Raw genomic sequence first — 25,353 nt, 5'->3', positions numbered from 1 at the left:
AACGGCTATTGACCTGGGAAAGCGATGTGATTGAGATTTTGTATCAGGATGAACACCTGGTGGCGGTGAACAAACCGTCGGGCTGGTTGGTACACCGCAGTTGGCTGGATCGTCATGAAACACGTTTTATGATGCAAACGGTGCGCGATCAGCTCGGGCAGCACGTCTTTACCGTGCACCGTCTCGATCGCCCGACCTCCGGCGTGCTGCTGATGGCGCTTTCCAGCGAGGTGGCGCGCCTGCTGTCGCAGCAGTTCGAGCAGCATCAGGTGCAGAAAACCTACCATGCGGTGGTGCGCGGTTACGTGCAGGAGGGGGCGACCCTCGACTACCCGCTGACGGCGGAGCTGGACAAAATCGCCGATAAACATGCCGATGCCGACAAGGGGCCGCAGCCGGCCGTTACGCACTACCGGCCGTTGGTGCAGGTAGAGATGCCGGTGGCCGTCGGCCGCTACGACAGCGCGCGTTACAGTCTGGTGGAACTGCAGCCGGAAACCGGCCGCAAGCACCAATTGCGGCGCCACATGGCGCATCTTCGCCATCCGATCATCGGTGACAGCAAGCACGGCGATTTGCGGCAGAACCGTGGGATGGCGCAGCATTTCGGCTGCCCGCGCCTGATGCTGCACGCCAGCCATCTGCAGCTGACGCACCCGGTGAGCGGCGAGCCGCTGCAGGTGACGGCGCGCTGGGACGAAGACTGGCAAGGGGTGATGGCGCAGTTCGGCTGGGCGGGGGTATTCCCTGAACTTGCCGGGGTTGAGTTTAGCTCGGCTAACGGTCAGGATAGCTGACAATTTTTAAAGGTAATGAAGGGAGTTGGAGCCATGGCTCAGGTTGGTATCTTCGTGGGAACGGTCTACGGCAATTCGCTGTTGGTGGCGGAAGAGGCGCAAAACATCCTCAGCGAGCAGGGCCATGAGGTCAAACTGTTCGAAGAGGGCACGCTGGAGGCCTGGCAGTTTTATCGTCAGCATTACGCGCTGGTGATCACCTCCACTACCGGGCAGGGCGATTTGCCGGACAGCATCGCGCCGCTGTTCCACGCCATTCGCGATCAGGTTGGCTATCAGCCGGAACTGCGCTACGGGCTGATTGCCCTCGGCGACAGCAGCTATGACCACTTCTGTGGCGCGGGGCGCACGTTTGATGCGTTGCTGCAAGAGCAGGGCGCCACCCGCGTTGGTGAAGTGCTGGAAATCGATGCGATGGAACAGCCGGAGCCGGAAGTGGCCGCCTGCCCGTGGGTCGAGCAGTGGGGCACGCTGCTGCAGTCATAACGTAAAAAGGCGCCGTAAAAGGGCGCCTTAACGATGATGCGGGTCAACCGATCCGCATTACTTGCCGCGGGTGAGTTTTTCCAGATCGGCTTCGATCTCGGCAATCTTGTGCGACACCACGCCCTCGAGATGGCGCAGGTCGTCGAGGATTTTACGCTTAAGATCCACTTCCACCTGATCGCGCTGGCACAGCTGATCCAGTTCGTCGATCACGTAACGCAGGTTCGGGTTGATCTCGTGAATTTCCTTGTAGCCCTGGCCGGCGTTGTCCGCCACCACGGTTTTACGCTGGCGCGGATACTTGAACTTCACGCTCTTGGCGAAGAACTCGCCCTTGTCCTTGCGGAAATAGATCTTGAGGATGTCGTTGTTGGCCTCTTGACGCAGGCTATAGCGATCGACGTCTTCCGGTTGATTGATGCCCAAACTCTTCAAGTTATCGTACATACTGCGCCCTCTTTAGATGTGATCGTTATATTCCACGACTGCGATTATGGCGGAAAGCGAGATCTGCGACTGTGACTGCCAGCGAAACGCAGACAAAAAAATAGCGGGTGAATCACCCGCTATTTCAATTTAGTCGATAGTACGCAATAACTCATTAATGCCGACTTTACCGCGCGTTTTGGCGTCGACTTTCTTGACGATCACCGCGCAGTACAGGCTGTAAGAACCGTCTTTCGAGGGCAGGTTACCGGAAACCACCACCGAACCCGCCGGCACGCGGCCGTAATGGATTTCGCCGGTCTCGCGGTCATAGATGCGGGTGCTCTGGCCGAGGTAGACGCCCATCGAAATCACCGAGCCTTCTTCCACGATCACGCCTTCCACCACTTCGGAGCGCGCGCCGATGAAGCAGTTGTCTTCGATGATGGTCGGGTTGGCCTGCAGCGGCTCCAGCACGCCGCCGATGCCGACGCCGCCGGACAGGTGAACGTTCTTGCCGATCTGCGCGCAAGAACCGACGGTGGCCCAGGTGTCGACCATGGTGCCTTCGTCGACGTAGGCGCCGATGTTAACGTAAGACGGCATCAGCACGGTGTTGCGAGCGATGAACGCGCCCTGGCGCACGGTAGCCGGCGGCACGACGCGGAAACCTTCCTTCTGGAAGCGCGCTTCGTCGTAGTCGGCGAATTTCATCGGCACTTTGTCGTAGTAGCGGGTTTCCGCGCCGTCCATTACCTTATTGTCGTTGATGCGGAAAGAGAGCAGCACGGCTTTCTTCAGCCACTGATGGGTGACCCATTGACCGTCGATCTTCTCGGCAACGCGCAGGGCGCCGCTGTCCAACAGGCCGATCACCTGGTTTACCGCTTCGCGCGTTACGGTGTCTACGTTCACCGGGGTGATGTCCGCACGGCGTTCGAAGGCGCTTTCAATAACGTTCTGTAATTGCTGCATGCTGTTCTCTTTCCTGATGTTGTCGGTAAAAAGTTACTTGTATCACATTTTATCGTTCGGGGTGAGGGCCTCTGTCAACCGTTGCTCCAACTTTCTGCGCGTTTCTTGGTCGAGCGCGCGCCGCTCGCCGTCGGCCAGAATAAACAAATCCTCGACCCGCTCGCCGATGGTGGAAATGCGCGCGCCGTGCAGCGACAGCCCCAGGTCGGCGAACACTTCGCCCACCCGCGCCAGCAGGCCGGGTTGGTCGAGCGCCGTCAGCTCCAGGTAGCTGCGGCGATCGGTGTGGGTCGGCAGGAAGGTGACCTCGGTCGGCACGCTGAAGTGGCGCAGCTTGGAAGAGGGGCGGCGCACACGCGGCGGCTGATACTCTCGTTGGGTGATGGCCTGTAGCAGCGCCTGACGGATCGCCGCGTGGCGATCCTGCGCCAGCGGGCTGCCGTCCGGTTCCAGCACGATAAAGGTGTCCATCGCCATACCGTCGCGGTTAGTGAAGATCTGTGCGTCGTGCACGCTCAGGTTGCGGCGATCCATCTCCCCGGCGACGGCGGCGAACAGATAAGGACGATCCGGGCTCCAGATGAAGATCTCGGTGCCGCCGCGCGTCGCCTGGCGGCTGACCAGCACCAGCGGCTGGGTGGAATCGTGGGCAAGCAGATGGCGGGCGTGCCAGGCCAGCTGATTCGGCGAGTGGCGCAGGAAATAGTCGGCGCGGCAGCGGCTCCAGATGCGGTGCAGCGCCTCTTCGTCGATGTTGTCCATGCGCAGCAGCGCCAGCGCCTGCAGCCGATGGTGGCGCACGCGTTCGCGCAGATCCGGGCTGTTTTGCATGCCGCGGCGCAGCTGTTTCTCGGTGGCGAAATACAGCTCGCGCAACAGGCTCTGCTTCCAGCTGTTCCACAGGGTTTCGTTGGTGGCGCAGATATCCGCCACCGTCAGGCATACCAGGTAGCGCAGGCGAGTTTCGCTCTGCACTTCGCTGCTGAACTGCTGGATCACCGTCGGATCCTGGATATCGCGGCGCTGCGCGGTGACCGACATCAGCAGGTGGCAGCGCACCAGCCAGGCCACCAGTTGGGTTTCTCGCGAGTTGAGACCGTGCAGCTCGGCGAACTCGACCACGTCCTCCGCGCCGAGGATCGAGTGATCGCCGCCGCGCCCTTTGGCGATATCGTGGAACAAGGCCGCCAGCAGCAGCAGTTCCGGGTGCGGCAGGCGCGGATACAGCTCCACGCACAGCGGATGGCGCGGCCGGGTTTGCGCATCGGCGAAGCTCTCCAGCTTCTGCAGCACCCGGATAGTGTGCTCGTCGACGGTATAGGCGTGGAACAGATCGAACTGCATCTGCCCGACGATCTTGCCCCACTGCGGCATATAAGCCCACAGCACACTGTGACGGTGCATCGGCACCAGCGCGCGCGACACCGCGCCGGGGTGGCGCAGGATGGCCATAAACAGATCGCGCGCTTCCGGGATGGTGCACAGCGGCTGTTTCAGGTGACGGCGCGCGTGGCGCAGCTGACGCACGGTGGTGGAGTAAATGCCTTTGATCTCGCGGTTGCGCACCATCAGGTAGAACATGCGCATGATGGCTTGCGGCTCGCGGATGAACAGCGTTTCGTCACGCAGATCGATCAGATCGCCGCGCAGCTGGAAATCGTCGTTCAGCGGACGCGGTTTCTCGGTGGCGTCCAACGCCAGGATGGCCTCGTCGAACAGCTGCAGCAGCATGTGGTTCAGCTCGCTGACGCGCCGCGTCATGCGGTAGAAGTCTTTCATCATGCGCTCGACCGGCTCGTTGCCTTCACCTTCATAGCGCAGCAGCTGCGCCACGTTGAGCTGACGATCGAACAGCAGACGGTTGTCGTAACGCGGCAGCACCAGATGCAGCGCAAAGCGGATGCGCCACAGGAAGCTCTGACATTCGTTCAGTTCGTTGCGCTCGGCCTGGGTGAGGAAACCGAAACCGACCATTTCGTCCAGCGAGGTGGCACCGAAGTGGCGGCGCGCCACCCACAGCAGCGTGTGGATATCGCGCAGGCCGCCGGGGCTGCTTTTGATATCCGGTTCCAGGTTATAGCTGGTGCCATGGTAGCGCTGGTGGCGTTCCTGCTGCTCGTTGATCTTGGCGTGGAAAAACTGCGGCGAAGGCCAAAAGCCGTCGCTGAAGATGTGTTTTTGCATCTGCAGGAACAGCGCGACGTCGCCGCAGATCATGCGCGATTCGATCAGGTTGGTGGCCACGGTCAGATCCGCCAGCCCTTCCAGCAGACACTCTTCCAGGGTGCGCACGCTGTGGCCCACCTCCAGCTTGAGATCCCACAGCAGGGTGATGAATTCGCCGACCCGCTGCGACTGCTGTTCCGTCAGCCGGCGCTGGCTGAGCACTAATACGTCGATGTCCGACAGCGGATGCAGCTCGCCGCGGCCGTAGCCGCCGACCGCCACCAGTGCGGTTTCCGGGATATCTTCGAAGCCGTAGAAGGTCCACAGCCGGCGCAGCAGGCGATCGATGAAGTCGCTGCGCGCCGCCACTAGGCTTTCGGCGCTGGAGCCGGCGTCGAACGCCGCCGCCAGCCACAGCTGAAACTGCTCCAGCCGCTGTTTCAGCACCAGGCAGGTGAGGTCGTCGTCGCCGTAGGCGCTGGGAGAGACGGGTGGCATCGGCACGGCCGGGGCCGCCTGTTGAAGAAGATTGTCAGACATAGTGCGCAGCCCATAAAAAAGGCCGGCATAAGCCGGCCTGGTGATATTCTGCACGCGGCGTTCGTCGCGGTGCTTACATCTCGTGCGTAATGATGTTGGGGATGGTGTCATCCTTGCGCAACGTCATTATTTCGCAGCCGTTATCAGTGACCACAATAGTATGCTCATACTGCGCCGACAAGCTGCGATCTTTGGTTTTTACCGTCCAGCCGTCTTTCATGGTGCGGATGCGGTAGTCGCCGGCGTTGACCATCGGTTCGATGGTGAAAGCCATGCCTGCCTGCAGCACTACACCACCGTCGTCCGCGTCATAGTGCAGCACCTGCGGCTCTTCGTGGAACACTTCGCCGATGCCGTGGCCGCAGTACTCGCGCACCACGGAGAACTTCTCGGCTTCGACGAATTGCTGAATAGCCTTGCCCAGGGTGCGCAGACGGATGCCCGGTTTGACCATCTTCAGCGCCAGATACAGGCTTTCCTGAGTGACGCGGCACAGGCGCTCGCCCAGAATGGTCGGTTTGCCGACGATGAACATCTTAGAGGTGTCGCCATGGAAACCGTCTTTAATCACGGTCACGTCGATATTGACGATGTCGCCGTCTTTCAGCGTTTTGTCGTCGCTCGGGATGCCGTGGCACACCACTTCGTTCACCGATATACACACGGATTTCGGGAAGCCGTGATAGCCGAGGCAGGCGGAAATGGCCTGCTGCTCGTTGGTGATGTACTCGTGACAGATACGGTCCAGCTCGCCGGTGGTCACGCCAGGTTTGACGTGCGGCTCGATGATCTCCAGCACTTCGGCGGCCAGGCGGCCGGCCACGCGCATTTTTTGGATGTCATCAGGTGTTTTAATTGAGATTGCCATGAAATTTGTCCGCAGGTGTCGTTATCGTCGACAATAAGAAGCAGTGACTTATGGTATCAGCCCGGCCGGAGGCTGCCAAATTTCATTTCCCGACGCCCGGCGAAAAGCAACAAAAGTTGGTGTCGGCAGCGGGTTTATGGTATAAAGCGCGCCGGCGATCCGCGACTTGGTTCTTGTGACCTGGCAGGAATTGGCCGAAAATACTTTAACTGCACTCATTTTGTGTAAATAACACACACGTATCGGCACATCCGCCGGGGTGCCCTGAGGTGACTTGTCGCCGCCAGGGTCGGCGTTATGGGATACGTGGAGGCATAACCCCAATTAATCTATAGAGGTTTAATCATGGCAACTGTTTCCATGCGCGACATGCTCAAGGCTGGTGTTCACTTTGGTCACCAGACCCGTTACTGGAACCCGAAAATGAAGCCTTTCATCTTCGGCGCTCGTAACAAGGTTCACATCATCAACCTGGAGCAGACCGTACCAATGTTCAACGCCGCTCTGGCTGAACTGAGCAAGATCTCTTCCCGTAAAGGCAAGATCCTGTTCGTTGGTACCAAACGCGCAGCAAGCGAAGCGGTAAAAGACGCTGCGAACAGCTGTGATCAGTTCTTCGTGAACCACCGCTGGTTGGGTGGCATGCTGACTAACTGGAAAACCGTTCGTCAGTCCATCAAGCGTTTGAAAGATCTGGAAATCCAGTCTCAAGACGGCACCCTGGACAAGCTGACCAAGAAAGAAGCGCTGATGCGCACTCGTGAACTGGCCAAGCTGGAAAACTCCCTGGGCGGTATCAAGGATATGGGCGGTCTGCCAGACGCACTGTTCGTTATCGATGCCGATCACGAGCACATCGCGATCAAAGAAGCCAACAACCTGGGTATCCCGGTATTCTCTATCGTTGATACCAACTCCAACCCAGACGGCGTTGACTTCATCATCCCTGGTAACGACGACGCAATCCGTGCAGTAAACCTGTACCTGACTGCTGTTGCTGCCGCTGTGCGTGAAGGTCGTTCTCAAGATCTGGCCGTTCAGGCGGAAGAAGGCTTCGTAGAAGCTGAATAATAAGGCAAGCTCGTCACTGAGCCCTTATTAACCAGGTATTGACATATGTTGGTTAGGGGGGCCTGTAAAGGCCCCCTTTGCTTATCTGAATGAGAACTGTCTCCACGCGAGATAACCGAGGAAAAATAAATGGCTGATATTACCGCTGCCCTGGTAAAAGAACTGCGCGAGCGTACCGGCGCTGGCATGATGGATTGCAAGAAGGCGCTGGTTGAATCCAACGGCGACATCGAACTGGCAATCGAAAACATGCGTAAGTCCGGTGCGATCAAAGCCGCTAAAAAAGCAGGCAACGTAGCTGCTGACGGCGTGATCAAAACCAAGATCGAAGGCAACTACGGCATCATTCTGGAAGTTAACTGCCAGACTGACTTCGTCGCGAAAGACGCCGGTTTCCAGGCGTTCGCCGACAAAGTGCTGGATGCCGCTATGGCCGGCAAAATCACTGACGTTGACGTGCTGAAAGCACAGTTCGAAGAAGAGCGCGTAGCGCTGGTGGCAAAAATCGGTGAAAACATCAACATTCGCCGCGTTGCTTCCCTGGAAGGCGACGTGCTGGGCAGCTACCTGCACGGCGCGCGTATCGGCGTTCTGGTTGCGGCTAAAGGCGCTGACGACGAGCTGGTCAAGCAAATCGCAATGCACATTGCGGCGAGCAAGCCAGAGTTCGTGAAGCCAGAAGACGTGTCTGCTGAAGTGGTAGAAAAAGAGTACCAGGTTCAGCTGGACATCGCCATGCAGTCAGGCAAGCCGAAAGAAATCGCAGAGAAAATGGTTGAAGGCCGCATGAAGAAATTCACCGGCGAAGTTTCTCTGACCGGTCAGCCTTTCGTTATGGATCCGAGCAAATCTGTTGCTCAGGTGCTGAAAGAGCACAACGCTGACGTGACCAACTTCATTCGCTTCGAAGTGGGCGAAGGCATCGAGAAAGTCGAAACCGACTTCGCTGCTGAAGTTGCCGCGATGAGCAAACAGTCTTAATGACTGTCGATGGAACCGCCGTCTGGCGGTTCCATACTATCCAGCCAGAATTACACCGGTGGCAGGCCCTGCAGCGTGATACTCACCTCAGGCGCGTTTCATCGGCTGAAATCCCCAATACTAATACTGCTTCTTAGGACAGAACACCATGGCAACCAATGCAAAACCCGTATATCAGCGTATTCTGCTTAAACTGAGTGGCGAAGCCCTGCAAGGTGCAGAAGGTTTTGGTATCGACGCCAGCGTTTTGGATCGCATGGCTCAGGAAGTGAAAGAGCTGGTCGAACTGGGAATTCAGGTCGGTGTAGTTATTGGCGGCGGGAACTTGTTCCGCGGCGCGGGCCTGGCGCAAGCCGGCATGAACCGCGTAGTGGGCGACCACATGGGAATGCTGGCTACCGTGATGAACGGCCTGGCTATGCGTGATGCACTGCACCGTGCCTATGTGAACGCCCGCCTGATGTCGGCGATCCCGCTGAACGGCGTGTGTGATAATTACAGCTGGGCAGAGGCGATCAGCCTGCTGCGCAACAACCGCGTGGTGATCTTCTCCGCCGGTACCGGCAACCCGTTCTTCACCACCGATTCCGCCGCTTGCCTGCGCGGTATCGAGATCGAAGCCGACGTGGTGCTGAAAGCCACCAAAGTGGATGGCGTATACTCCGCCGATCCGGTGAAAAACCCGGATGCGACGCTGTATGAACAATTAACCTATCAGGACGTGCTGGAGCGCGAGCTGAAAGTGATGGATCTGGCGGCGTTTACGCTGGCCCGCGATCACGGTCTGCCGATCCGCGTGTTCAACATGAACAAGCCTGGCGCACTGCGCCGCGTGGTGATGGGTGAGAACGAAGGTACGCTGATCAGCAAATAAGGCTGTTCGCCCCCCTTTTTCGGAGCGCGTGACGCCAGGCGCCGCGCGCTCTTCGAGTACGATTACGGGCTATACTTGAGTATCGCCTGCCAAGTAACCAGCTTCCAAGGGTTTGCAACGTGACTAATGAAATCAGAAAAGATGCTGATTCACGCATGGAAAAAAGCGTAGAAGCATTCAAAAACCAAATCAGCAAGATCCGCACCGGCCGCGCTTCTCCAAGCATTCTGGACGGCATCATGGTGGAATACTACGGCGCCGCTACGCCGCTGCGTCAGCTGGCCAACGTAACCGTAGAAGACTCCCGCACGCTGAAAATCAACGTGTTCGACCGCAGCCTGAGCCAGGCCGTTGAGAAAGCGATCATGAGCTCCGATCTGGGCCTCAACCCGTCTTCCGCCGGTTCTGACATTCGCGTTCCGCTGCCTCCGCTGACCGAAGAGCGTCGTAAGGATCTGATCAAGATCGTGCGCGGCGAAGCCGAGCAGGGTCGCGTAGCGGTGCGTAACGTGCGTCGTGACGCCAACGACAAGGTCAAGGCGCTGCTGAAAGACAAAGAGATCAGCGAAGACGAAGAACGTCGCTCACAAGACGAGATTCAGAAAATGACCGACGCTTACATCAAGCTGGTCGACGCCGCGCTGGCGGAGAAAGAAAAAGAGCTGATGGATTTCTAATCAGCATCGCGCAGAAAGAAAGCGTCGCCTGGGCGGCGCTTTGTTTTTTGTGGCGCAGATCCCGTTTCATCGTACTGAAAGATCATGGACAAGCGGTGTCCAAGGTTCCACACTGGAACACCTCCGATCTCATCAGACAGTTATTCAGAGTGAACTCATGAAGCAACTGACCATTCTTGGCTCGACCGGCTCGGTAGGGACCAGTACCCTGGCCGTGGTCAGGGCGAATCCCGACCGTTTTGCGATCAAAGCGCTGGTGGCCGGCCGTAACGTCGCGGTCATGGCGCAGCAATGCATGGAATTCCGGCCCGCCTTCGCCGCGATGGCGGATGAAAACGCTGCGCGCGAGCTGCGCGCTGTCCTGGCGGAAAACGGTGTCGTTACCGAAGTCTTGGCCGGAGAACAAGCGGCCTGCGAGCTGGCAGCGTTGGATGACGTCGATCAAGTGACGGCGGCCATCGTCGGCGCTGCGGGGCTGTTGCCGACGCTGGCGGCGATCCGCGCCGGCAAACAGGTACTGCTGGCCAACAAAGAATCGCTGGTCACCTGCGGCCGTCTGTTTATGGACGCGGTGCGGCAAAGCCAGGCGCAACTGCTGCCGCTCGACAGCGAGCACAACGCGATTTTTCAGAGTTTGCCTGAGAACATTCAGCGTCAGTTGGGATACTCTTCACTGGACAGTCATGGTGTTTCGCGCATCGTGCTTACCGGTTCCGGCGGCCCGTTCCGCGCCACGCCGTTGGAACAGTTCGCCGCGATGACGCCGGATCAAGCCTGCGCCCACCCGAACTGGTCGATGGGCCGCAAGATCTCGGTGGATTCCGCCACCATGATGAACAAAGGTCTGGAATACATTGAGGCCCGCTGGCTGTTTAACGCCTCGGCCGAGCAAATGGAAGTGATCCTGCACCCGCAGTCGGTGATTCACTCGATGGTGCGCTATGCCGACGGCAGCGTGCTGGCGCAGTTGGGGACGCCGGATATGCGTACGCCGATCGCCCACGCGATGGCGTATCCGCAGCGCGTGAACTCCGGCGTGGAAGCGCTGGACTTCTGCCGCATCGGTTCGCTGACCTTCGCCGAACCGGAACGCGAACGTTATCCTTGCCTGTACTTGGCGATCGAGGCGTTCGAGGCCGGTCAGGCGGCGACCACCGCGCTGAACGCGGCCAACGAAATCGCCGTGGCGGCATTTTTGCAGCAGCAGATCCGCTTTACCGACATTGCCGCGGTCAACCGCCAGGTGGTGGAACGTCTCGCGCTGCAGGAACCGACCTGCATCGACGCGGTCTTAGACATTGACCGTCAGGCGCGCGCCGCTGCCGAGGAGCGCGTTCGCGCGTTGTGCGGCTGATCACGGCGATTATCCGATTTTGCTCGTAATTCGCGCGTGCCGCAGCGGGGCCGTTTGTTCATGCCCCGCTGAGGTGGTATAGTCTGCGCCACCTGTCAGCGGTTATACCGTTGAATTATGGCCCGATTGGCGCTCTGTGCGCCAATGGCGGCCCGGCTGTGCCGGGTATCGCGAGGGCAGGCTGAAAGCCGTGTCGGGCACACGGCTTTTTTTGCGCGTAAGGGCCTGATGTTCCGGAAAGGCAGTTATATTTCTACTGAGGAAATAAGTACGAGTTATGTCGTCCGCAAACCAACAAGAGGCTAATCCATCTTCCCAGGGGCCGCGCCATGTCGCCATTATCATGGACGGTAACGGACGCTGGGCCAAACGTCAGGGCAAGTTACGTGTCTTCGGTCATAAAGCAGGGGTGAAATCGGTTCGCCGCGCGGTCAGTTTTGCCGCCAGCCACCATTTAGATGCACTCACGCTTTATGCCTTCAGCAGCGAAAACTGGAACCGTCCGGTGCAGGAAGTCTCCGCCCTGATGGAGCTTTTTGTCCGCGCTCTGGATAGTGAAGTAAAAAGCCTGCATAAACATAACGTCAGGCTGCGGGTGATCGGCGATATCAGCCGATTCAGCGCGCGTTTGCAGGAGCGGATCCGCCGCTCTGAAGCACTGACGGAAAATAACGATGGCCTGACGCTCAATATCGCTGCCAACTACGGTGGCCGTTGGGATATCATTCAGGGAGTAAGGGAACTGGCCGAACAGGTACGGGTAGGGGAGTTGCACCCGGATCAGATCAGCGAGGAATTATTGAGCGAGCGGGTTTGCATGAGCGACCTGGCGCCGGTGGATCTGGTTATCCGCACCGGTGGCGAGCATCGCATCAGTAACTTCCTGCTGTGGCAAATCGCCTATGCTGAACTTTACTTTACTGATGTGCTCTGGCCTGATTTCGATGAACTTGTCTTTGAAGGTGCGCTGAATGCATTTGCACAACGTGAGCGCCGCTTCGGGGGAACAACACCTATCGGCGCCGATGCGTCCTAGGGAGAACTTTTGCTGAAGTATCGCCTCATAACTGCTCTGATTTTAATCCCGATCGTTATCGCGGCGCTGTTCCTGTTGCCGCCGCTGGCCTTTGCTCTGGTAACGCTCGTCGTGTGCATGTTAGCAGCCTGGGAGTGGGGCCAATTGGCCGGTTTTACCTCCCGTTCGCAGCGCATCTGGTTGGCGATACTGTGCGGTTTTCTGCTGGCGTTGATGATGCTCAGCGTCCCCGCTTACCATCAATCCGTGCCGCAGATAAGCGGCTCGCTGTGGCTGTCGCTGGCCTGGTGGCTGGCGGCGTTGCTGCTGGTGTTGTTCTATCCCGGCTCGGCCTCTATCTGGCGCAATTCGCGCCCGCTGCGCCTGCTGTTCGGCTTGCTGACCATCGTGCCGTTCTTCTGGGGCATGCTGGCGCTGCGCCAGTTCGGCTACGAGCAAAATCCGTTTACCGGCGCCTGGTGGCTGCTGTACGTGATGCTGCTGGTGTGGGGCGCGGATTCCGGTGCCTACATGTTCGGCAAGCTGTTCGGCAAGCATAAACTGGCACCGAAGGTCTCGCCGGGTAAAACCTGGGAAGGGTTGATCGGCGGGCTGCTGACGTCGGCGGTCATTTCCTGGCTGTTCGGCCGCTACGCGCCACTGAACGTGGTGCCGACCACGCTGTTGGCCTGTTCGGTGCTCGCCGCGCTGGCTTCGGTGCTGGGCGATTTGACCGAAAGTATGTTCAAACGCGAAGCGGGCATCAAGGACAGCGGGCATTTGATTCCCGGTCACGGCGGCATACTGGATCGTATCGACAGCCTGACCGCGGCGGTGCCGGTGTTTGCCTGCCTGATGCTGTTGGTGTTTTAATCCGTCGATGACGGAAAGTGAGGGATGATGGTCAGCGTGCTTTGGAACCTGGTGGCGTTTCTAATTGCGCTCGGTATCTTGATTACCGTGCATGAGTTCGGACACTTTTGGGTTGCCCGTCGTTGCGGCGTGCGCGTTGAACGCTTTTCCATCGGCTTCGGCCGGGCGCTGTGGCGCCGTACCGATCGCCAGGGCACCGAGTACGTTATCGCTCTGATCCCGCTTGGCGGTTACGTGAAGATGCTGGACGAGCGCGTGGAGTCGGTGGCGCCGGAAATGCGCCATCAGGCCTTTAACAACAAAACCGTCTGGCAGCGCGCGGCCATCATCAGCGCCGGCCCCATCGCCAACTTCCTGTTTGCTATCCTTGCCTATTGGCTGGTGTTCATCATCGGCGTGCCGAGTTTCCGCCCGGTGATCGGCGAAATCGCGCCGCAATCCATCGCCGCCAAGGCCGAAATTTCGTCTGGCATGGAACTAAAGTCGGTTGACGGCATCGAAACGCCTGATTGGGAATCAGTTCGTCTGGCGCTGGTGGCGAAGATTGGCGATGCGCAAACCGAAGTCGGCGTCGCGCCGTTCGGCTCTTCGCAGGTGGTGACCAAAACCCTGGATTTGCGCCAGTGGAACTTTGAACCGGACAAGCAGGATCCCGTTGTCGCGCTGGGCATTATGCCGCGCGGCCCGCAGATCGAATCCGTGTTGGCGGAAGTGCAGCCTAACTCGGCGGCGCAAAAGGCGGGTTTACAAGCGGGGGACAGGATCGTTAAAGTCGATGGTCAGCCGTTGGGTCGTTGGCAGACGCTGGTGAAGCGTATCCACGATGGCCCGGGGCAGCCGCTGGCTTTGGAGATTGAAAGAAACGGCGCCCCCTTGTCTTTGACGCTGATACCGGATACAAAGCCGGTGGGAAAAGACAAATCGGTGGGGTTTGCAGGCATCATTCCAAAGGTGCTGCCGCTGCCGGAAGAGTATAAGACGATTCGCCAGTATGGACCGTTCCCGGCGCTGTATCAGGCCGGCGACAAGACCTGGCAGCTGATGCGGCTGACGGTCAACATGCTGGGCAAATTAATAACCGGTGATGTAAAGCTGAACAACCTGAGTGGCCCGATCTCGATTGCACAGGGAGCTGGGGCGTCAGCCGGAGTCGGATTCGTGTATTATCTGATGTTCCTGGCGTTGATTAGCGTCAACCTGGGGATCATCAACCTGTTCCCATTACCGGTGTTAGATGGTGGGCATCTCCTCTTCCTGGCGATAGAAAAGCTGAAGGGTGGGCCGGTTTCCGAGCGAGTACAGGACTACAGCTACCGCATAGGTTCGATCGTGCTGGTGTTGTTGATGGGTCTTGCACTTTTCAATGATTTTTCCCGCCTCTAGGGGCGGGGATAGGTTAGGAAGAACGCATAACAACGATGGCGATGAAAAAGTTGCTCATAGCGTCGCTGCTGTTTGGCAGCGCCACCGTATACGGTGCAGACGGGTTCGTAGTGAAAGACATTCATTTCGAAGGCCTGCAGCGAGTTGCCGTCGGTGCGGCGTTACTCAACATGCCGGTTCGCGTCGGCGATACCGTCACTGACGATGACATCAGTAATACCATTCGTGCCTTGTTTGCCACCGGCAACTTCGAGGACGTGCGCGTACTGCGCGATGGTAATACCTTGATCGTGCAGGTGAAGGAACGTCCTACCATCGCCAGCATCACTTTCTCCGGCAACAAGTCGGTGAAAGATGACATGCTCAAGCAGAACCTGGAAGCCTCCGGCGTCCGGGTGGGCGAGGCGCTCGACCGCACCACGATCTCCAGCATTGAAAAAGGGCTGGAAGACTTCTACTACAGCGTCGGTAAATACAGCGCCTCGGTGAAAGCCGTAGTCACGCCGTTGCCGCGCAACCGTGTCGACCTGAAACTGGTGTTCACGGAAGGGGTCTCCGCCAAGATTCAACAAATCAACATCGTCGGCAACCATGCTTTCACCAACGACGAACTGATCTCACGCTTCCAACTGCGTGACGAAGTGCCGTGGTGGAACCTGGTCGGCGACCGCAAATACCAGAAGCAGAAACTGGCGGGCGATCTCGAAACCCTGCGCAGCTTCTATCTGGATCGCGGCTATGCCCGCTTCAACATCGATTCTACCCAGGTGAGCCTGACGCCGGATAAAAAAGGCATCTACATCACCATCAACATCACCGAAGGCGAGCAGTACAAGCTTTCCGATGTTGTCGTGAATGGCAACCTGGCCGGCCACTCGGCGGAAGTCGCTCAGATCACCAAAATTGAGCCAGGCGAGCTGTACAACGGCAGCAAGGTGACCAAAATGGAAGACAACATCAAAACGATGTTGGGCCGTTATGGTTACGCCTACCCGCGCGTCGGCACTCAGCCTGAGATCAACGACGCGGATAAAACCGTCAAGCTGCACGTCAACGTTGACGCGGGCAACCGCTTCTACGTGCGTCGCATCAAGTTCGAAGGTAACGACACCAGCAAGGATTCCGTACTGCGTCGCGAAATGCGCCAGATGGAAGGCGCCTGGCTCGGCAACGAGCAGGTCGAGCAGGGTAAAGAGCGTCTGAACCGTCTGGGCTATTTCGAAACGGTTGACGTGGAAACCCAGCGCGTGCCGGGCACCGCCGATCAGGTCGACGTGACCTATAAGGTGAAAGAACGCAACACTGGTACCTTTAACTTCGGCGTCGGTTACGGCACCGAGAGCGGCGTCAGCTTCCAGGCCGGCGTGCAGCAGGATAACTGGTTGGGTACCGGCTACTCGGTCGGCATCAGCGGCACCAAGAACGACTACCAGACCTATACCGAACTGTCGGTCACCAACCCGTACTTCACCGTTGACGGTGTGAGCCTGGGCGGCCGCATCTTCTACAACGACTTTAAGGCGGATGACGCGGATCTGTCGGACTATACCAACAAGAGTTACGGTATCGACGGCACGCTGGGCTTCCCGATCAACGAAAACAACTCGTTGCGCACCGGCCTGGGCTACGTCCACAACGGTCTGTCGAACATGCAGCCGCAGATCGCCATGTGGCGTTACCTCGACTCGATGGGCGTGGATGCGAACAAGACCGACCGCGCCAGCTACTCGACGGACGACTTTACGCTGAACCTGGGCTGGACCTATAACAACCTGGACCGCGGCTACTTCCCGACCTCGGGTAACCGTACCACGTTGAACGGCAAGGTCACCATTCCGGGCTCGGACAACGAATACTACAAGGTGACGCTGGACAGCGTACAGTACGTGCCGATCAACGACGACCGCACCTGGGTGCTGTTGGGTCGCGGCCGTCTGGGTTACGCGGATGGGCTGGGCGGCAAGGAAATGCCGTTCTATGAGAACTTCTATGCCGGTGGTTCGAGCACCGTGCGCGGCTTCCAGTCCAACACCATTGGTCCGAAGGCGGTGTACTACAACTCCAACTCGTACCAGTGTCAGTTCAACGCCGGCAGCACGACCGATCGTCAGAGCATCTGTAGCTCGGATGACGCGGTAGGCGGTAACGCCATGGCGGTCGCCAGCCTGGAGCTGATCACCCCGACGCCGTTCATCAGCGAGAAATACGCCAACTCGGTGCGGACGTCGCTGTTCATCGATGCCGGTACCGTGTGGGACACCAAGTGGAAGAATACCAACGAAACGCTGATGTACGGCGTGCCGGACTACAGCAAAGCCAGTAATATTCGTTCTTCCGCCGGTATCGCGCTGCAGTGGATGTCGCCACTGGGGCCGTTGGTGTTCTCTTACGCCAACCCGATCAAGAAATACGAAGGCGACAAGTCCGAACAGTTCCAGTTTAACATCGGTAAGACCTGGTAACGGGTCTCGCCTCTGGGCATAACAGTTATTAAGAATCGCAATGGCCAGGCGCCCGCCGGCAGAGGGAGATGATTCTCATTGTTTGGTGGGACAAGTCTGGCAAATTGTGTACTTCAGTGTCATATGACACAAATGGGTGATGGTAAGGAGTTTATAGTGAAAAAGTGGTTGTGTGCCGCAGGCCTCGGTTTAGCAATGGCTGCTTCAGCTGGCGTTCAGGCAGCAGATAAGATCGCTGTCGTTAACGTCTCCAGCATTTTCCAACAGCTGCCGGCCCGCGAAACGGTCGCTAAACAGCTGGAAAACGAGTTTAAAGGCCGTGCAAGCGAACTCCAGAACATGGAACGTAGCCTGCAGACCAAAATGCAGCGTCTGCAGCGTGACGGCGCTACCATGAAAGCCAGCGATCGCAGCAAGTTGGAAAAAGACGTGATGGCGCAGCGCGAGCAGTTCTCTCAGAAAGCGCAGGCTTTCGAGCAGGACAACCGTCGTCGCCAGATGGAAGAGCGTAACAAGATCCTGAGCCGCATTCAGGACGCGGTGAAATCTGTCGCCAGCAAAGGCGGTTATGACGTGGTGATCGACGCCAACGCCGTTGCCTATGCAGACTCTTCCAAAGATATCACTGCTGACGTGCTGAAACAGGTTAAATAACACATGCTTTCAATTCGACTGGCTGATTTAGCGCAGCAGTTGGATGCACAATTGCACGGTGATGGCGATCTCGTCATCACCGGCATTGCTTCTATGCATTCGGCACAGCCTGGCCAAATCACGTTTTTGTCAAACAGCCGCTATCAAGAGCAGCTGTCTTCCTGCCAGGCAAGCGCCGTGGTGCTTACCGAAGCGGATTTACCACACTGCCGTGCTGCGGCGCTGGTGGTTAAGAACCCTTACCTGACCTATGCGCGCATGGCGCAGCTGATGGACACCACACCGTCGCCGGCCCAGGATATCGCGCCAAGCGCGGTGATCTCACCTGAAGCGCAGCTGGGGCAGAACGTCGCCATTGGGGCGAACGCGGTGATCGAGTCGGGTGCGGTGCTTGGCGATAACGTGGTTATCGGCCCGGGCTGCTTCATCGGCAAACACGCACGCATCGGCGCGGGAACGCGTCTGTGGGCGAACGTCACGATTTATCATGCGGTCGAAATCGGCCAGCGTTGCCTGATCCAGTCGGGCACCGTGATCGGCGCAGACGGTTTCGGCTATGCGAATGAGCGCGGCGAGTGGATCAAAATCCCTCAGTTGGGCACGGTGATTATCGGCGATCGCGTCGAAATCGGCGCTTGCACCACCATTGACCGCGGCGCTTTGGATAACACCCAAATCGGGAATGGTGTTATCATCGACAACCAATGCCAGATTGCACATAACGTCGTGATTGGCGACAATACCGCCGTCGCCGGCGGTGTGATCATGGCCGGCAGCCTGAAAATCGGCCGCTACTGCCAGATTGGCGGTGCCAGCGTGATCAACGGTCACATGGAAATTGCCGACAAGGTGGTTGTCACCGGAATGGGAATGGTTATGCGACCAATCACCGAACCTGGGGTATACTCTTCGGGCATTCCGTTGCAGCCTAACAAGGTTTGGCGTAAAACCGCTGCGTTGGTGATGAATATCGATGAGATCAGCAAACGCTTGAAAGCTGTCGAACGTAAAGTCGGAAAAGACTAATCATTGCCGCCCGCCCTGGCGGGTACAAAACGAAACGCGTTGGTCGTGAGACCAAAAGCGCAAAGAGATGTTAATTTGCGGCCTGCATGATGATCTCCTTTTGGGGTCAGCGCAGGCCGTGTTGTTGATGCCATCAGTTTTTAGAGACAGGAAGAGTATTTTGACTACTGACACTCATACTCTGGATATTGCAGAAATTTTGGATCTGCTTCCTCACCGTTACCCGTTCTTGCTGGTCGACCGCGTCCTCGAGTTTGAAGAGCACAAATATCTGCGTGCGGTGAAGAACGTATCGGTGAACGAACCGTTTTTCCAGGGCCACTTCCCTGGCAAACCGATTTTCCCAGGCGTATTGATCCTGGAAGCCATGGCGCAGGCCACCGGTATCCTGGCGTTTAAAAGCGTCGGTAAACTGGAGCCGGGCGAGCTGTATTACTTCGCCGGTATCGACGAAGCACGCTTCAAGCGCCCTGTGGTGCCAGGCGATCAGATGGTCATGGAAGTCACCTTCGAGAAAACTCGCCGCGGTCTGACTCGCTTCAAAGGCGTGGCGACCGTTGACGGTAAAATTGTCTGCGAAGCAACCATGATGTGTGCCCGCAGCCGGGAGGCTTAATCCGTGATTGACCAAACCGCCTTTATCCATCCTAGCGCGATAGTCGAAGAGGGCGCCGTGATCGGCGCCAACGTGCATATCGGCCCTTTCTGCTACGTCGGCTCCCAGGTGGAAATCGGCGCCGGCACGGTGCTGAAATCCCACGTGGTGGTGAACGGCATTACCAAGATTGGCTGCGATAACCAGATTTATCAGTTCGCTTCCATCGGTGAAGTGAACCAGGATCTGAAATACGCAGGCGAACCGACGCGCGTTGAAGTGGGCGATCGCAACCGCATCCGCGAAAGCGTCACCATTCACCGCGGCACCGCGCAGGGCACCGGCCTGACCAAAGTGGGCAACGATAACCTGCTGATGGTCAACGTGCACGTTGCTCACGACTGTGTGGTCGGCAATTCTTGCGTGTTGGCCAACAATGCCACGCTGGCGGGGCATGTGGAAATCGACGATCACGCCATCATTGGCGGCATGACGGCGATCCATCAGTTCTGCATTATCGGCGCGCATGTGATGGTAGGCGGTTGTTCCGGCGTCGCTCAGGACGTGCCTCCTTTCGTCATCGCGCAGGGCAACCACGCGACGCCGTTCGGCGTCAACGCGGTCGGCCTGAAGCGTCGCGGTTTTGATAAGGATGAAATGCAGGCGATCCGCAACGCCTACAAAATCCTGTATCGCAGTGAAAAAACGCTGGATGAAGCGAAGGCGGAAATCGAAGCCCTGGCCAAAGAGCAGCCGGTGGTGCAGCAGTACCTCGATTTCTTCACCCGTTCCACCCGCGGCATCATTCGCTGAGCTATGTCGAATCGTCCATTGATTATCGGACTGGTCGCCGGAGAAACCTCCGGTGACATTCTCGGCGCCGGTTTGATCCGCGCGCTCAAGGCGCAGATCCCCGACGCGCGTTTCGTTGGCGTCGCCGGTCCGCTAATGCAGGCCGAAGGCTGCGAAGCCTGGTACGAAATGGAAGAGCTGGCGGTCATGGGCGTGGTGGAAGTGCTCGAGCGCTTGCCACGCCTGTTGAAGATCCGCAAGGATCTCACTCGCCGCTTCGGTGAGCTGCGGCCGGACGTGTTTGTCGGCATCGACGCGCCGGACTTCAACATCACGCTGGAAGGCCGCCTCAAGCAGCGCGGCATTCGCACCATCCACTACGTCAGCCCGTCCGTGTGGGCCTGGCGGCAAAAGCGCGTTTTCAAAATAGGCAAAGCCACCGATTTGGTGCTGGCCTTTCTCCCTTTCGAAAAAGCGTTTTACGATCGTTTCAACGTCCCCTGCCGGTTTATCGGCCACACCATGGCGGACGCCATGCCGCTGCAGCCCGATCGGTTGGCGGCGCGTGCTCAGCTTGGCATCGCTCCGCAGGCGCGCTGTTTGGCCTTGCTGCCGGGCAGCCGCGGCGCCGAAGTCGAGATGCTGAGCGCCGACTTCCTCAAAACCGCGCAGCTGCTGCGCACGCGTTATCCCGAGCTGGAAGTGGTGGTGCCGCTGGTTAACGCCAAACGGCGCGAGCAGTTTGAGCGCATCAAGGCCGAGGTTGCGCCGGATCTGACGGTACATCTGCTGAACGGCCAGGGGCGCGAGGCGATGATCGCCAGCGACGCGGCGCTGCTGGCGTCCGGCACGGCGGCGCTGGAGTGCATGCTGGCCAAGTGCCCGATGGTGGTGGGCTATCGCATGAAGCCGTTCACTTTCTGGCTGGCGCAGAAGCTGGTGAAAACGCCTTACGTTTCGCTGCCGAATCTGTTGGCGGGGCGCGAAATTGTCACCGAGCTGCTGCAGCATGACTGCGTGCCGGACAAACTGGCCGCCGCCGTGATGCCACTGTTGGAAGAGAGCCCGGAAACCGACGCGCTGAAACAAACTTTCCTTACCTTGCACCAAAGCATTCGTTGCGGTGCGGACGAACAGGCCGCTCAGGCTGTGTTGGAGCTGGCGAAAGCATGATTGAACCCTTTATCTATCCCGCTGCCACGCTGATTGCCGGTGTGGACGAAGTGGGCCGCGGCCCGTTGGTCGGCGCGGTGGTCACCGCTGCCGTGATCCTCGATCCGGCGCAGCCGATCGTCGGTCTGGCGGACTCCAAGAAACTCAGTGAAAAACGCCGCCTGGCGCTGTATGACGAAATCGTCGCCAAGGCGCTCTCCTGGAGCCTGGGGCGCGCCGAACCGGCGGAAATCGACCAGCTGAATATTTTGCACGCCACCATGTTGGCGATGCAGCGCGCGGTGGCCGGGTTGCATATCGCGCCGGACATGGTTTTAATCGACGGTAACCGTTGCCCGAACCTGCCGATGCGTTCGCAGGCGGTGGTGAAGGGCGACAGCCGTGTGGCGGAGATCAGCGCGGCGTCCATTCTGGCGAAGGTCACGCGCGATCGCGAAATGGCCGAGCTGGACAGCGAGTTCCCGGACTACGGTTTCGCGCAGCATAAAGGCTACCCGACCGCCCTCCACCTGGAGCGGCTGGCTGCGTTGGGCGCCACCGAGCATCATCGCCGCAGCTTCGCGCCGGTGAAAAGAGCGCTGGCGCTGTAGTCTGCGGGCCTGACCGGGCTCGACGATAGCATTAACCCGGGCTCAGCCTGCTGAGCCCCTTCAATCAGGTATCTGGAGATGGCCGAACCTCGTTTTATTCACCTGCGCGTCCACAGTGACTACTCCATGATTGATGGATTGGCCAAGACGGCGCCGCTGGTGAAAAGAGCCGCCGCGTTAGCCATGCCTGCTCTGGCAATCACTGATTTCACCAACCTCTGCGGGCTGGTGAAGTTCTACGGCAGCGCGCACGGCGCCGGGATCAAACCGATCATCGGCGCGGATTTCCATGTGCAAAGCGATGAGCTGGGCGACGAACTGGCTCAGCTGACGGTGCTGGCCAGCAACAACGAAGGCTACCAGAACCTGACGCTGCTGATTTCCCGCGCCTATCAGCGTGGCTACGGCGCCGCCGGCCCGACCATTGATCGCGACTGGCTGATTGAACATCGCGAAGGGCTGATCCTGCTTTCCGGCGCGCGTCAGGGCGACGTCGGCAAGTTCCTGCTGCGCGGTAACCAGGCGCAGGTGGATCAATGCCTGGACTTCTACCAACAGTATTTCCCGGACTGTTACTACCTGGAACTGATCCGTACCGGCCGCCCGGACGAAGAGAACTATCTGCATGCGGCGGTGGCATTGGCCACCGAGCGCGGCTTGCCGGTGGTGGCCACCAACGACGTGCGCTTCCTGGTGGAAGACGATTTTGACGCTCATGAGATCCGCGTCGCCATTCACGACGGATTTACGCTGGACGATCCCAAGCGGCCGCGCAACTACAGCCCGCAGCAATACATGCGCAGCGAAGACGAGATGTGCGAGCTGTTCGCCGACATCCCGGAAGCGCTGCTGAACAGCGTCGAGATCGCCAAGCGCTGTAACGTCACCATTCGCCTCGGCGAATACTTCCTGCCGCAGTTCCCAACCGGCGATATGAGCACCGAGGACTTCCTGGTGCTCAAATCGAAAGAGGGCCTGGAAGAGCGTCTCGAGTTCCTGTTCCCCGATCCTGAAGTGCGCGCGCAGCGCCGCCCGGAATACGACGAGCGCCTGGACGTTGAACTGAAGGTGATCAACCAGATGGGGTTCCCCGGCTACTTCCTGATCGTGATGGAGTTTATCCAGTGGTCGAAGGACAACAACGTGCCGGTAGGCCCAGGGCGCGGCTCCGGCGCCGGTTCTCTGGTGGCCTATGCGTTGAAAATCACCGACCTCGATCCGCTGGAATTCGACCTGCTGTTCGAACGCTTCCTGAACCCGGAACGTGTTTCGATGCCCGACTTCGACGTCGACTTCTGCATGGAGAAGCGCGACCAGGTGATCGAGCACGTGGCGGAGATGTACGGCCGCGAAGCGGTATCGCAGATCATCACCTTCGGGACCATGGCGGCGAAAGCGGTTATCCGCGACGTAGGTCGGGTGCTGGGGCACCCGTACGGCTTCGTCGATCGCATCTCCAAACTGGTGCCGCCGGATCCGGGCATGACGCTGGAGAAAGCCTTCGCCGCCGAACCGCAGCTGCCGGAGATTTACGAGGCCGACGAAGAGGTCAAGGCGCTGATCGACATGGCGCGCAAGTTGGAAGGGGTAACGCGCAACGCCGGTAAACACGCCGGGGGCGTGGTGATCGCGCCGACCAAGATCACCGACTTCGCGCCGCTGTACTGCGATGCCGAAGGGCACCATCCGGTGACCCAGTTCGACAAGAACGACGTGGAATACGCCGGGCTGGTGAAGTTCGACTTCCTCGGCCTGCGTACTCTGACCATCATCGACTGGGCGCTGGAAATGATCAACGCCCGGCGCGCCAAAACCGGGCTGGAACCGATCGACATCGCCGCCATTCCGCTCGACGACAAGAAAAGCTTCGACATGCTGCAGCGCTCGGAAACCACGGCGGTGTTCCAGCTTGAATCGCGCGGCATGAAAGATTTGATCAAACGCCTGAAGCCCGACTGCTTCGAAGACATGATCGCACTGGTGGCGCTGTTCCGTCCGGGGCCGCTGCAGTCGGGGATGGTGGATAACTTCATCGACCGCAAGCACGGCCGCGAAGAGATCTCCTACCCGGACATTCAGTGGCAGCACGAGTCGCTCAAGCCGGTGCTGGAACCGACCTACGGCATCATCCTGTATCAGGAACAGGTGATGCAGATTGCCCAGGTGTTGGCCGGCTACACCTTGGGTGGCGCGGACATGCTGCGTCGTGCGATGGGTAAAAAGAACCCGGTCGAAATGGCCAAGCAGCGCGGCGGCTTTGAAGACGGCGCGAAATCGCGCGGCATCGACGGTGAACTGTCGGTGAAAATCTTCGACCTGGTGGAGAAATTCGCCGGTTACGGCTTCAACAAATCGCACTCCGCCGCCTATGCGCTGGTGTCGTATCAGACGCTGTGGCTGAAGGCGCACTACCCGGCCGAGTTTATGGCGGCAGTCATGACCGCCGATATGGACAACACCGACAAAGTGGTGGGGCTGGTGGACGAATGTTGGCGCATGGGGCTGAAGATCCTGCCGCCGGACATCAACAGTGGCCTGTATCACTTCCACGTCAACGACGACGGCGAGATCGTTTATGGCATCGGCGCGATCAAGGGCGTGGGGGAAGGGCCGATCGAGGCCATTATCGAGGCGCGCAACAGCGGCGAACAAGGTTACTTCAAAGACCTGTTCGACCTGTGCGCGCGCTCTGACATCAAGAAACTGAACCGCCGCATTCTGGAAAAACTGATCATGTCCGGGGCGTTCGATCGCCTTGGGCCGCACCGCGCCGCGCTGATGAATTCGCTCGGCGACGCGTTGAAAGCGGCGGATCAGCATGCGAAAGCCGAAGCTATTGGCCAGGTGGATATGTTTGGCGTACTGGCGGAAGCGCCGGAGCAGGTGGAGCAATCCTACGCCAATATTGCGCCCTGGCCAGAGCAGGTGGTGCTGGACGGTGAGCGGGAGACGCTGGGGCTCTACCTGACTGGCCACCCGATCACCCAGTACCTGAAGGAAATCGAACGTTACGCCGGTGGCCAGCGTTTGAAAGACATGCACCCGACGGATCGGGGCAAAATGACTACCGCCGTCGGGTTGGTGGTCGCCGCGCGGGTCATGGTGACCAAGCGCGGCAACCGTATCGGCATTTGCACGCTGGATGACCGTTCGGGTCGTCTGGAAGTGATGCTATTCACCGAAGCGCTAGAAAAATACCAGCATTTGTTGGAAAAAGACCGTATCCTTATCGCCAGTGGACAGGTCAGCTTTGATGACTTTAGCGGCGGGCTTAAAATGATGGCCCGCGAGGTAATGGACATCAGTGAAGCCCGGGAAAAATACGCTCGCGGGCTTGCTATCTCGCTGACTGACAGGCAAATTGATGACCAGCTTTTGAACCGTCTCCGTCAGTCGTTGGAACCCCATCGCTCGGGGACGATTCCAGTGCATCTCTACTATCAACGGGAAGATGCACGAGCCAAGCTGCGTTTTGGCGCAACCTGGCGCGTGACGCCCACCGACCGCTTGTTGATCGATTTGCGGACGTTGGTAGGCAATGAGCAGGTGGACTTGGAATTTGACTAAAATAGGAA

22 protein-coding genes are annotated in these 25,353 nt (G+C 58.6%); 18 read left to right on the top strand and 4 right to left on the bottom strand.

What is annotated here, in order from left to right; all coding sequences use genetic code 11:
- Positions 1 to 26 precede the first annotated feature (26 nt).
- Both truC and ACJ8HA_RS19000 read left to right on the top strand, forming a co-directional pair.
- Complete coding sequence (gene truC / locus ACJ8HA_RS19005; protein ID WP_089196548.1) at positions 27 to 797, top strand: tRNA pseudouridine(65) synthase TruC; 771 nt, start codon at positions 27 to 29, stop codon at positions 795 to 797.
- 33 nt (positions 798 to 830) lie between these two features.
- Complete coding sequence (locus tag ACJ8HA_RS19000) at positions 831 to 1,283, top strand: flavodoxin (RefSeq protein WP_033644870.1); 453 nt, start codon at positions 831 to 833, stop codon at positions 1,281 to 1,283.
- A 57-nt stretch (positions 1,284 to 1,340) separates the two neighbouring features.
- Here the strand turns inward: ACJ8HA_RS19000 and ACJ8HA_RS18995 are convergent, their stop codons facing one another.
- The 4 genes from ACJ8HA_RS18995 to map form a co-directional block, all read right to left on the bottom strand.
- The gene (locus tag ACJ8HA_RS18995) at positions 1,341 to 1,730 is read right to left on the bottom strand and encodes a DUF3461 family protein (RefSeq protein WP_004931929.1); all 390 of its coding nucleotides are present in this window, start codon (positions 1,728 to 1,730) and stop codon (positions 1,341 to 1,343) included.
- A 129-nt stretch (positions 1,731 to 1,859) separates the two neighbouring features.
- Positions 1,860 to 2,684, bottom strand: coding sequence for a 2,3,4,5-tetrahydropyridine-2,6-dicarboxylate N-succinyltransferase (gene dapD, locus ACJ8HA_RS18990; protein ID WP_025304039.1), 825 nt, complete (start codon positions 2,682 to 2,684; stop codon positions 1,860 to 1,862).
- A 42-nt stretch (positions 2,685 to 2,726) separates the two neighbouring features.
- Positions 2,727 to 5,390 carry a bifunctional uridylyltransferase/uridylyl-removing protein GlnD gene (gene glnD / locus ACJ8HA_RS18985; protein ID WP_043139899.1) on the bottom strand — a complete coding sequence of 888 codons (2,664 nt, stop codon included), beginning with the start codon at positions 5,388 to 5,390 and terminating at the stop codon, positions 2,727 to 2,729.
- A 73-nt stretch (positions 5,391 to 5,463) separates the two neighbouring features.
- On the bottom strand, positions 5,464 to 6,258 hold the full coding sequence (map, locus tag ACJ8HA_RS18980) for a type I methionyl aminopeptidase (protein ID WP_004931936.1): 795 nt from the start codon (positions 6,256 to 6,258) through the stop codon (positions 5,464 to 5,466).
- Positions 6,259 to 6,603: 345 nt separating this feature from the next.
- Between map and rpsB the strand changes: the two genes are divergently transcribed.
- From rpsB to dnaE, 16 genes are all read left to right on the top strand, one after another.
- A complete protein-coding gene (gene rpsB / locus ACJ8HA_RS18975; RefSeq protein ID WP_016929891.1) occupies positions 6,604 to 7,329 on the top strand; it encodes a 30S ribosomal protein S2 in 726 nt (241 codons plus the stop codon).
- Positions 7,330 to 7,458: 129 nt separating this feature from the next.
- Positions 7,459 to 8,310, top strand: coding sequence for a translation elongation factor Ts (gene tsf / locus ACJ8HA_RS18970; protein ID WP_025304037.1), 852 nt, complete (start codon positions 7,459 to 7,461; stop codon positions 8,308 to 8,310).
- A gap of 148 nt (positions 8,311 to 8,458) precedes the next feature.
- Positions 8,459 to 9,184 (top strand): UMP kinase, encoded by a 726-nt coding sequence (gene pyrH, locus ACJ8HA_RS18965; protein WP_004931940.1) that lies wholly within the window; start codon positions 8,459 to 8,461, stop codon positions 9,182 to 9,184.
- A 119-nt stretch (positions 9,185 to 9,303) separates the two neighbouring features.
- On the top strand, positions 9,304 to 9,861 hold the full coding sequence (gene frr, locus ACJ8HA_RS18960) for a ribosome recycling factor (RefSeq protein WP_004931943.1): 558 nt from the start codon (positions 9,304 to 9,306) through the stop codon (positions 9,859 to 9,861).
- Between the two features lie 157 nt (positions 9,862 to 10,018).
- Entirely contained in the window at positions 10,019 to 11,215 is a 1,197-nt protein-coding gene (gene ispC, locus ACJ8HA_RS18955) for a 1-deoxy-D-xylulose-5-phosphate reductoisomerase (RefSeq protein WP_043139901.1), read from the top strand.
- A 277-nt stretch (positions 11,216 to 11,492) separates the two neighbouring features.
- The gene (gene ispU, locus ACJ8HA_RS18950) at positions 11,493 to 12,251 is read left to right on the top strand and encodes a (2E,6E)-farnesyl-diphosphate-specific ditrans,polycis-undecaprenyl-diphosphate synthase (RefSeq protein WP_025304035.1); all 759 of its coding nucleotides are present in this window, start codon (positions 11,493 to 11,495) and stop codon (positions 12,249 to 12,251) included.
- 9 nt (positions 12,252 to 12,260) lie between these two features.
- Positions 12,261 to 13,103 (top strand): phosphatidate cytidylyltransferase, encoded by an 843-nt coding sequence (gene cdsA / locus ACJ8HA_RS18945; RefSeq protein WP_043139905.1) that lies wholly within the window; start codon positions 12,261 to 12,263, stop codon positions 13,101 to 13,103.
- A gap of 27 nt (positions 13,104 to 13,130) precedes the next feature.
- Positions 13,131 to 14,486: a sigma E protease regulator RseP gene (gene rseP / locus ACJ8HA_RS18940; RefSeq protein ID WP_025304033.1), complete on the top strand. Its 1,356-nt coding sequence runs from the start codon at positions 13,131 to 13,133 to the stop codon at positions 14,484 to 14,486.
- Between the two features lie 35 nt (positions 14,487 to 14,521).
- Entirely contained in the window at positions 14,522 to 16,948 is a 2,427-nt protein-coding gene (gene bamA, locus ACJ8HA_RS18935; protein ID WP_033639522.1) for an outer membrane protein assembly factor BamA, read from the top strand.
- 156 nt (positions 16,949 to 17,104) lie between these two features.
- Positions 17,105 to 17,602 (top strand): molecular chaperone Skp, encoded by a 498-nt coding sequence (gene skp / locus ACJ8HA_RS18930; RefSeq protein WP_025304031.1) that lies wholly within the window; start codon positions 17,105 to 17,107, stop codon positions 17,600 to 17,602.
- A gap of 3 nt (positions 17,603 to 17,605) precedes the next feature.
- On the top strand, positions 17,606 to 18,628 hold the full coding sequence (lpxD, locus tag ACJ8HA_RS18925; protein WP_025304030.1) for a UDP-3-O-(3-hydroxymyristoyl)glucosamine N-acyltransferase: 1,023 nt from the start codon (positions 17,606 to 17,608) through the stop codon (positions 18,626 to 18,628).
- A gap of 160 nt (positions 18,629 to 18,788) precedes the next feature.
- Positions 18,789 to 19,244, top strand: a complete 456-nt coding sequence (gene fabZ / locus ACJ8HA_RS18920) for a 3-hydroxyacyl-ACP dehydratase FabZ (RefSeq protein WP_004931962.1) — start codon at positions 18,789 to 18,791, stop codon at positions 19,242 to 19,244.
- Between the two features lie 3 nt (positions 19,245 to 19,247).
- Positions 19,248 to 20,036: an acyl-ACP--UDP-N-acetylglucosamine O-acyltransferase gene (gene lpxA / locus ACJ8HA_RS18915; protein WP_025304029.1), complete on the top strand. Its 789-nt coding sequence runs from the start codon at positions 19,248 to 19,250 to the stop codon at positions 20,034 to 20,036.
- 3 nt (positions 20,037 to 20,039) lie between these two features.
- Positions 20,040 to 21,188: a lipid-A-disaccharide synthase gene (gene lpxB, locus ACJ8HA_RS18910; RefSeq protein WP_442515443.1), complete on the top strand. Its 1,149-nt coding sequence runs from the start codon at positions 20,040 to 20,042 to the stop codon at positions 21,186 to 21,188.
- Positions 21,185 to 21,778 (top strand): ribonuclease HII, encoded by a 594-nt coding sequence (gene rnhB, locus ACJ8HA_RS18905; protein WP_025304028.1) that lies wholly within the window; start codon positions 21,185 to 21,187, stop codon positions 21,776 to 21,778. The genes lpxB and rnhB overlap by 4 nt, the downstream gene beginning before the upstream one ends.
- A 78-nt stretch (positions 21,779 to 21,856) precedes the next feature.
- Positions 21,857 to 25,345: a DNA polymerase III subunit alpha gene (dnaE, locus tag ACJ8HA_RS18900; protein ID WP_025304027.1), complete on the top strand. Its 3,489-nt coding sequence runs from the start codon at positions 21,857 to 21,859 to the stop codon at positions 25,343 to 25,345.
- Positions 25,346 to 25,353: the final 8 nt, after the last annotated feature.

Source organism: Serratia sp. CY33802 (assembly GCF_052169095.1).
Taxonomy (GTDB): domain Bacteria; phylum Pseudomonadota; class Gammaproteobacteria; order Enterobacterales; family Enterobacteriaceae; genus Serratia; species Serratia bockelmannii.
The sequence above is the reverse complement of the archived record's forward strand: the minus strand, read 5'-3'. Positions and strand labels throughout refer to the sequence as shown.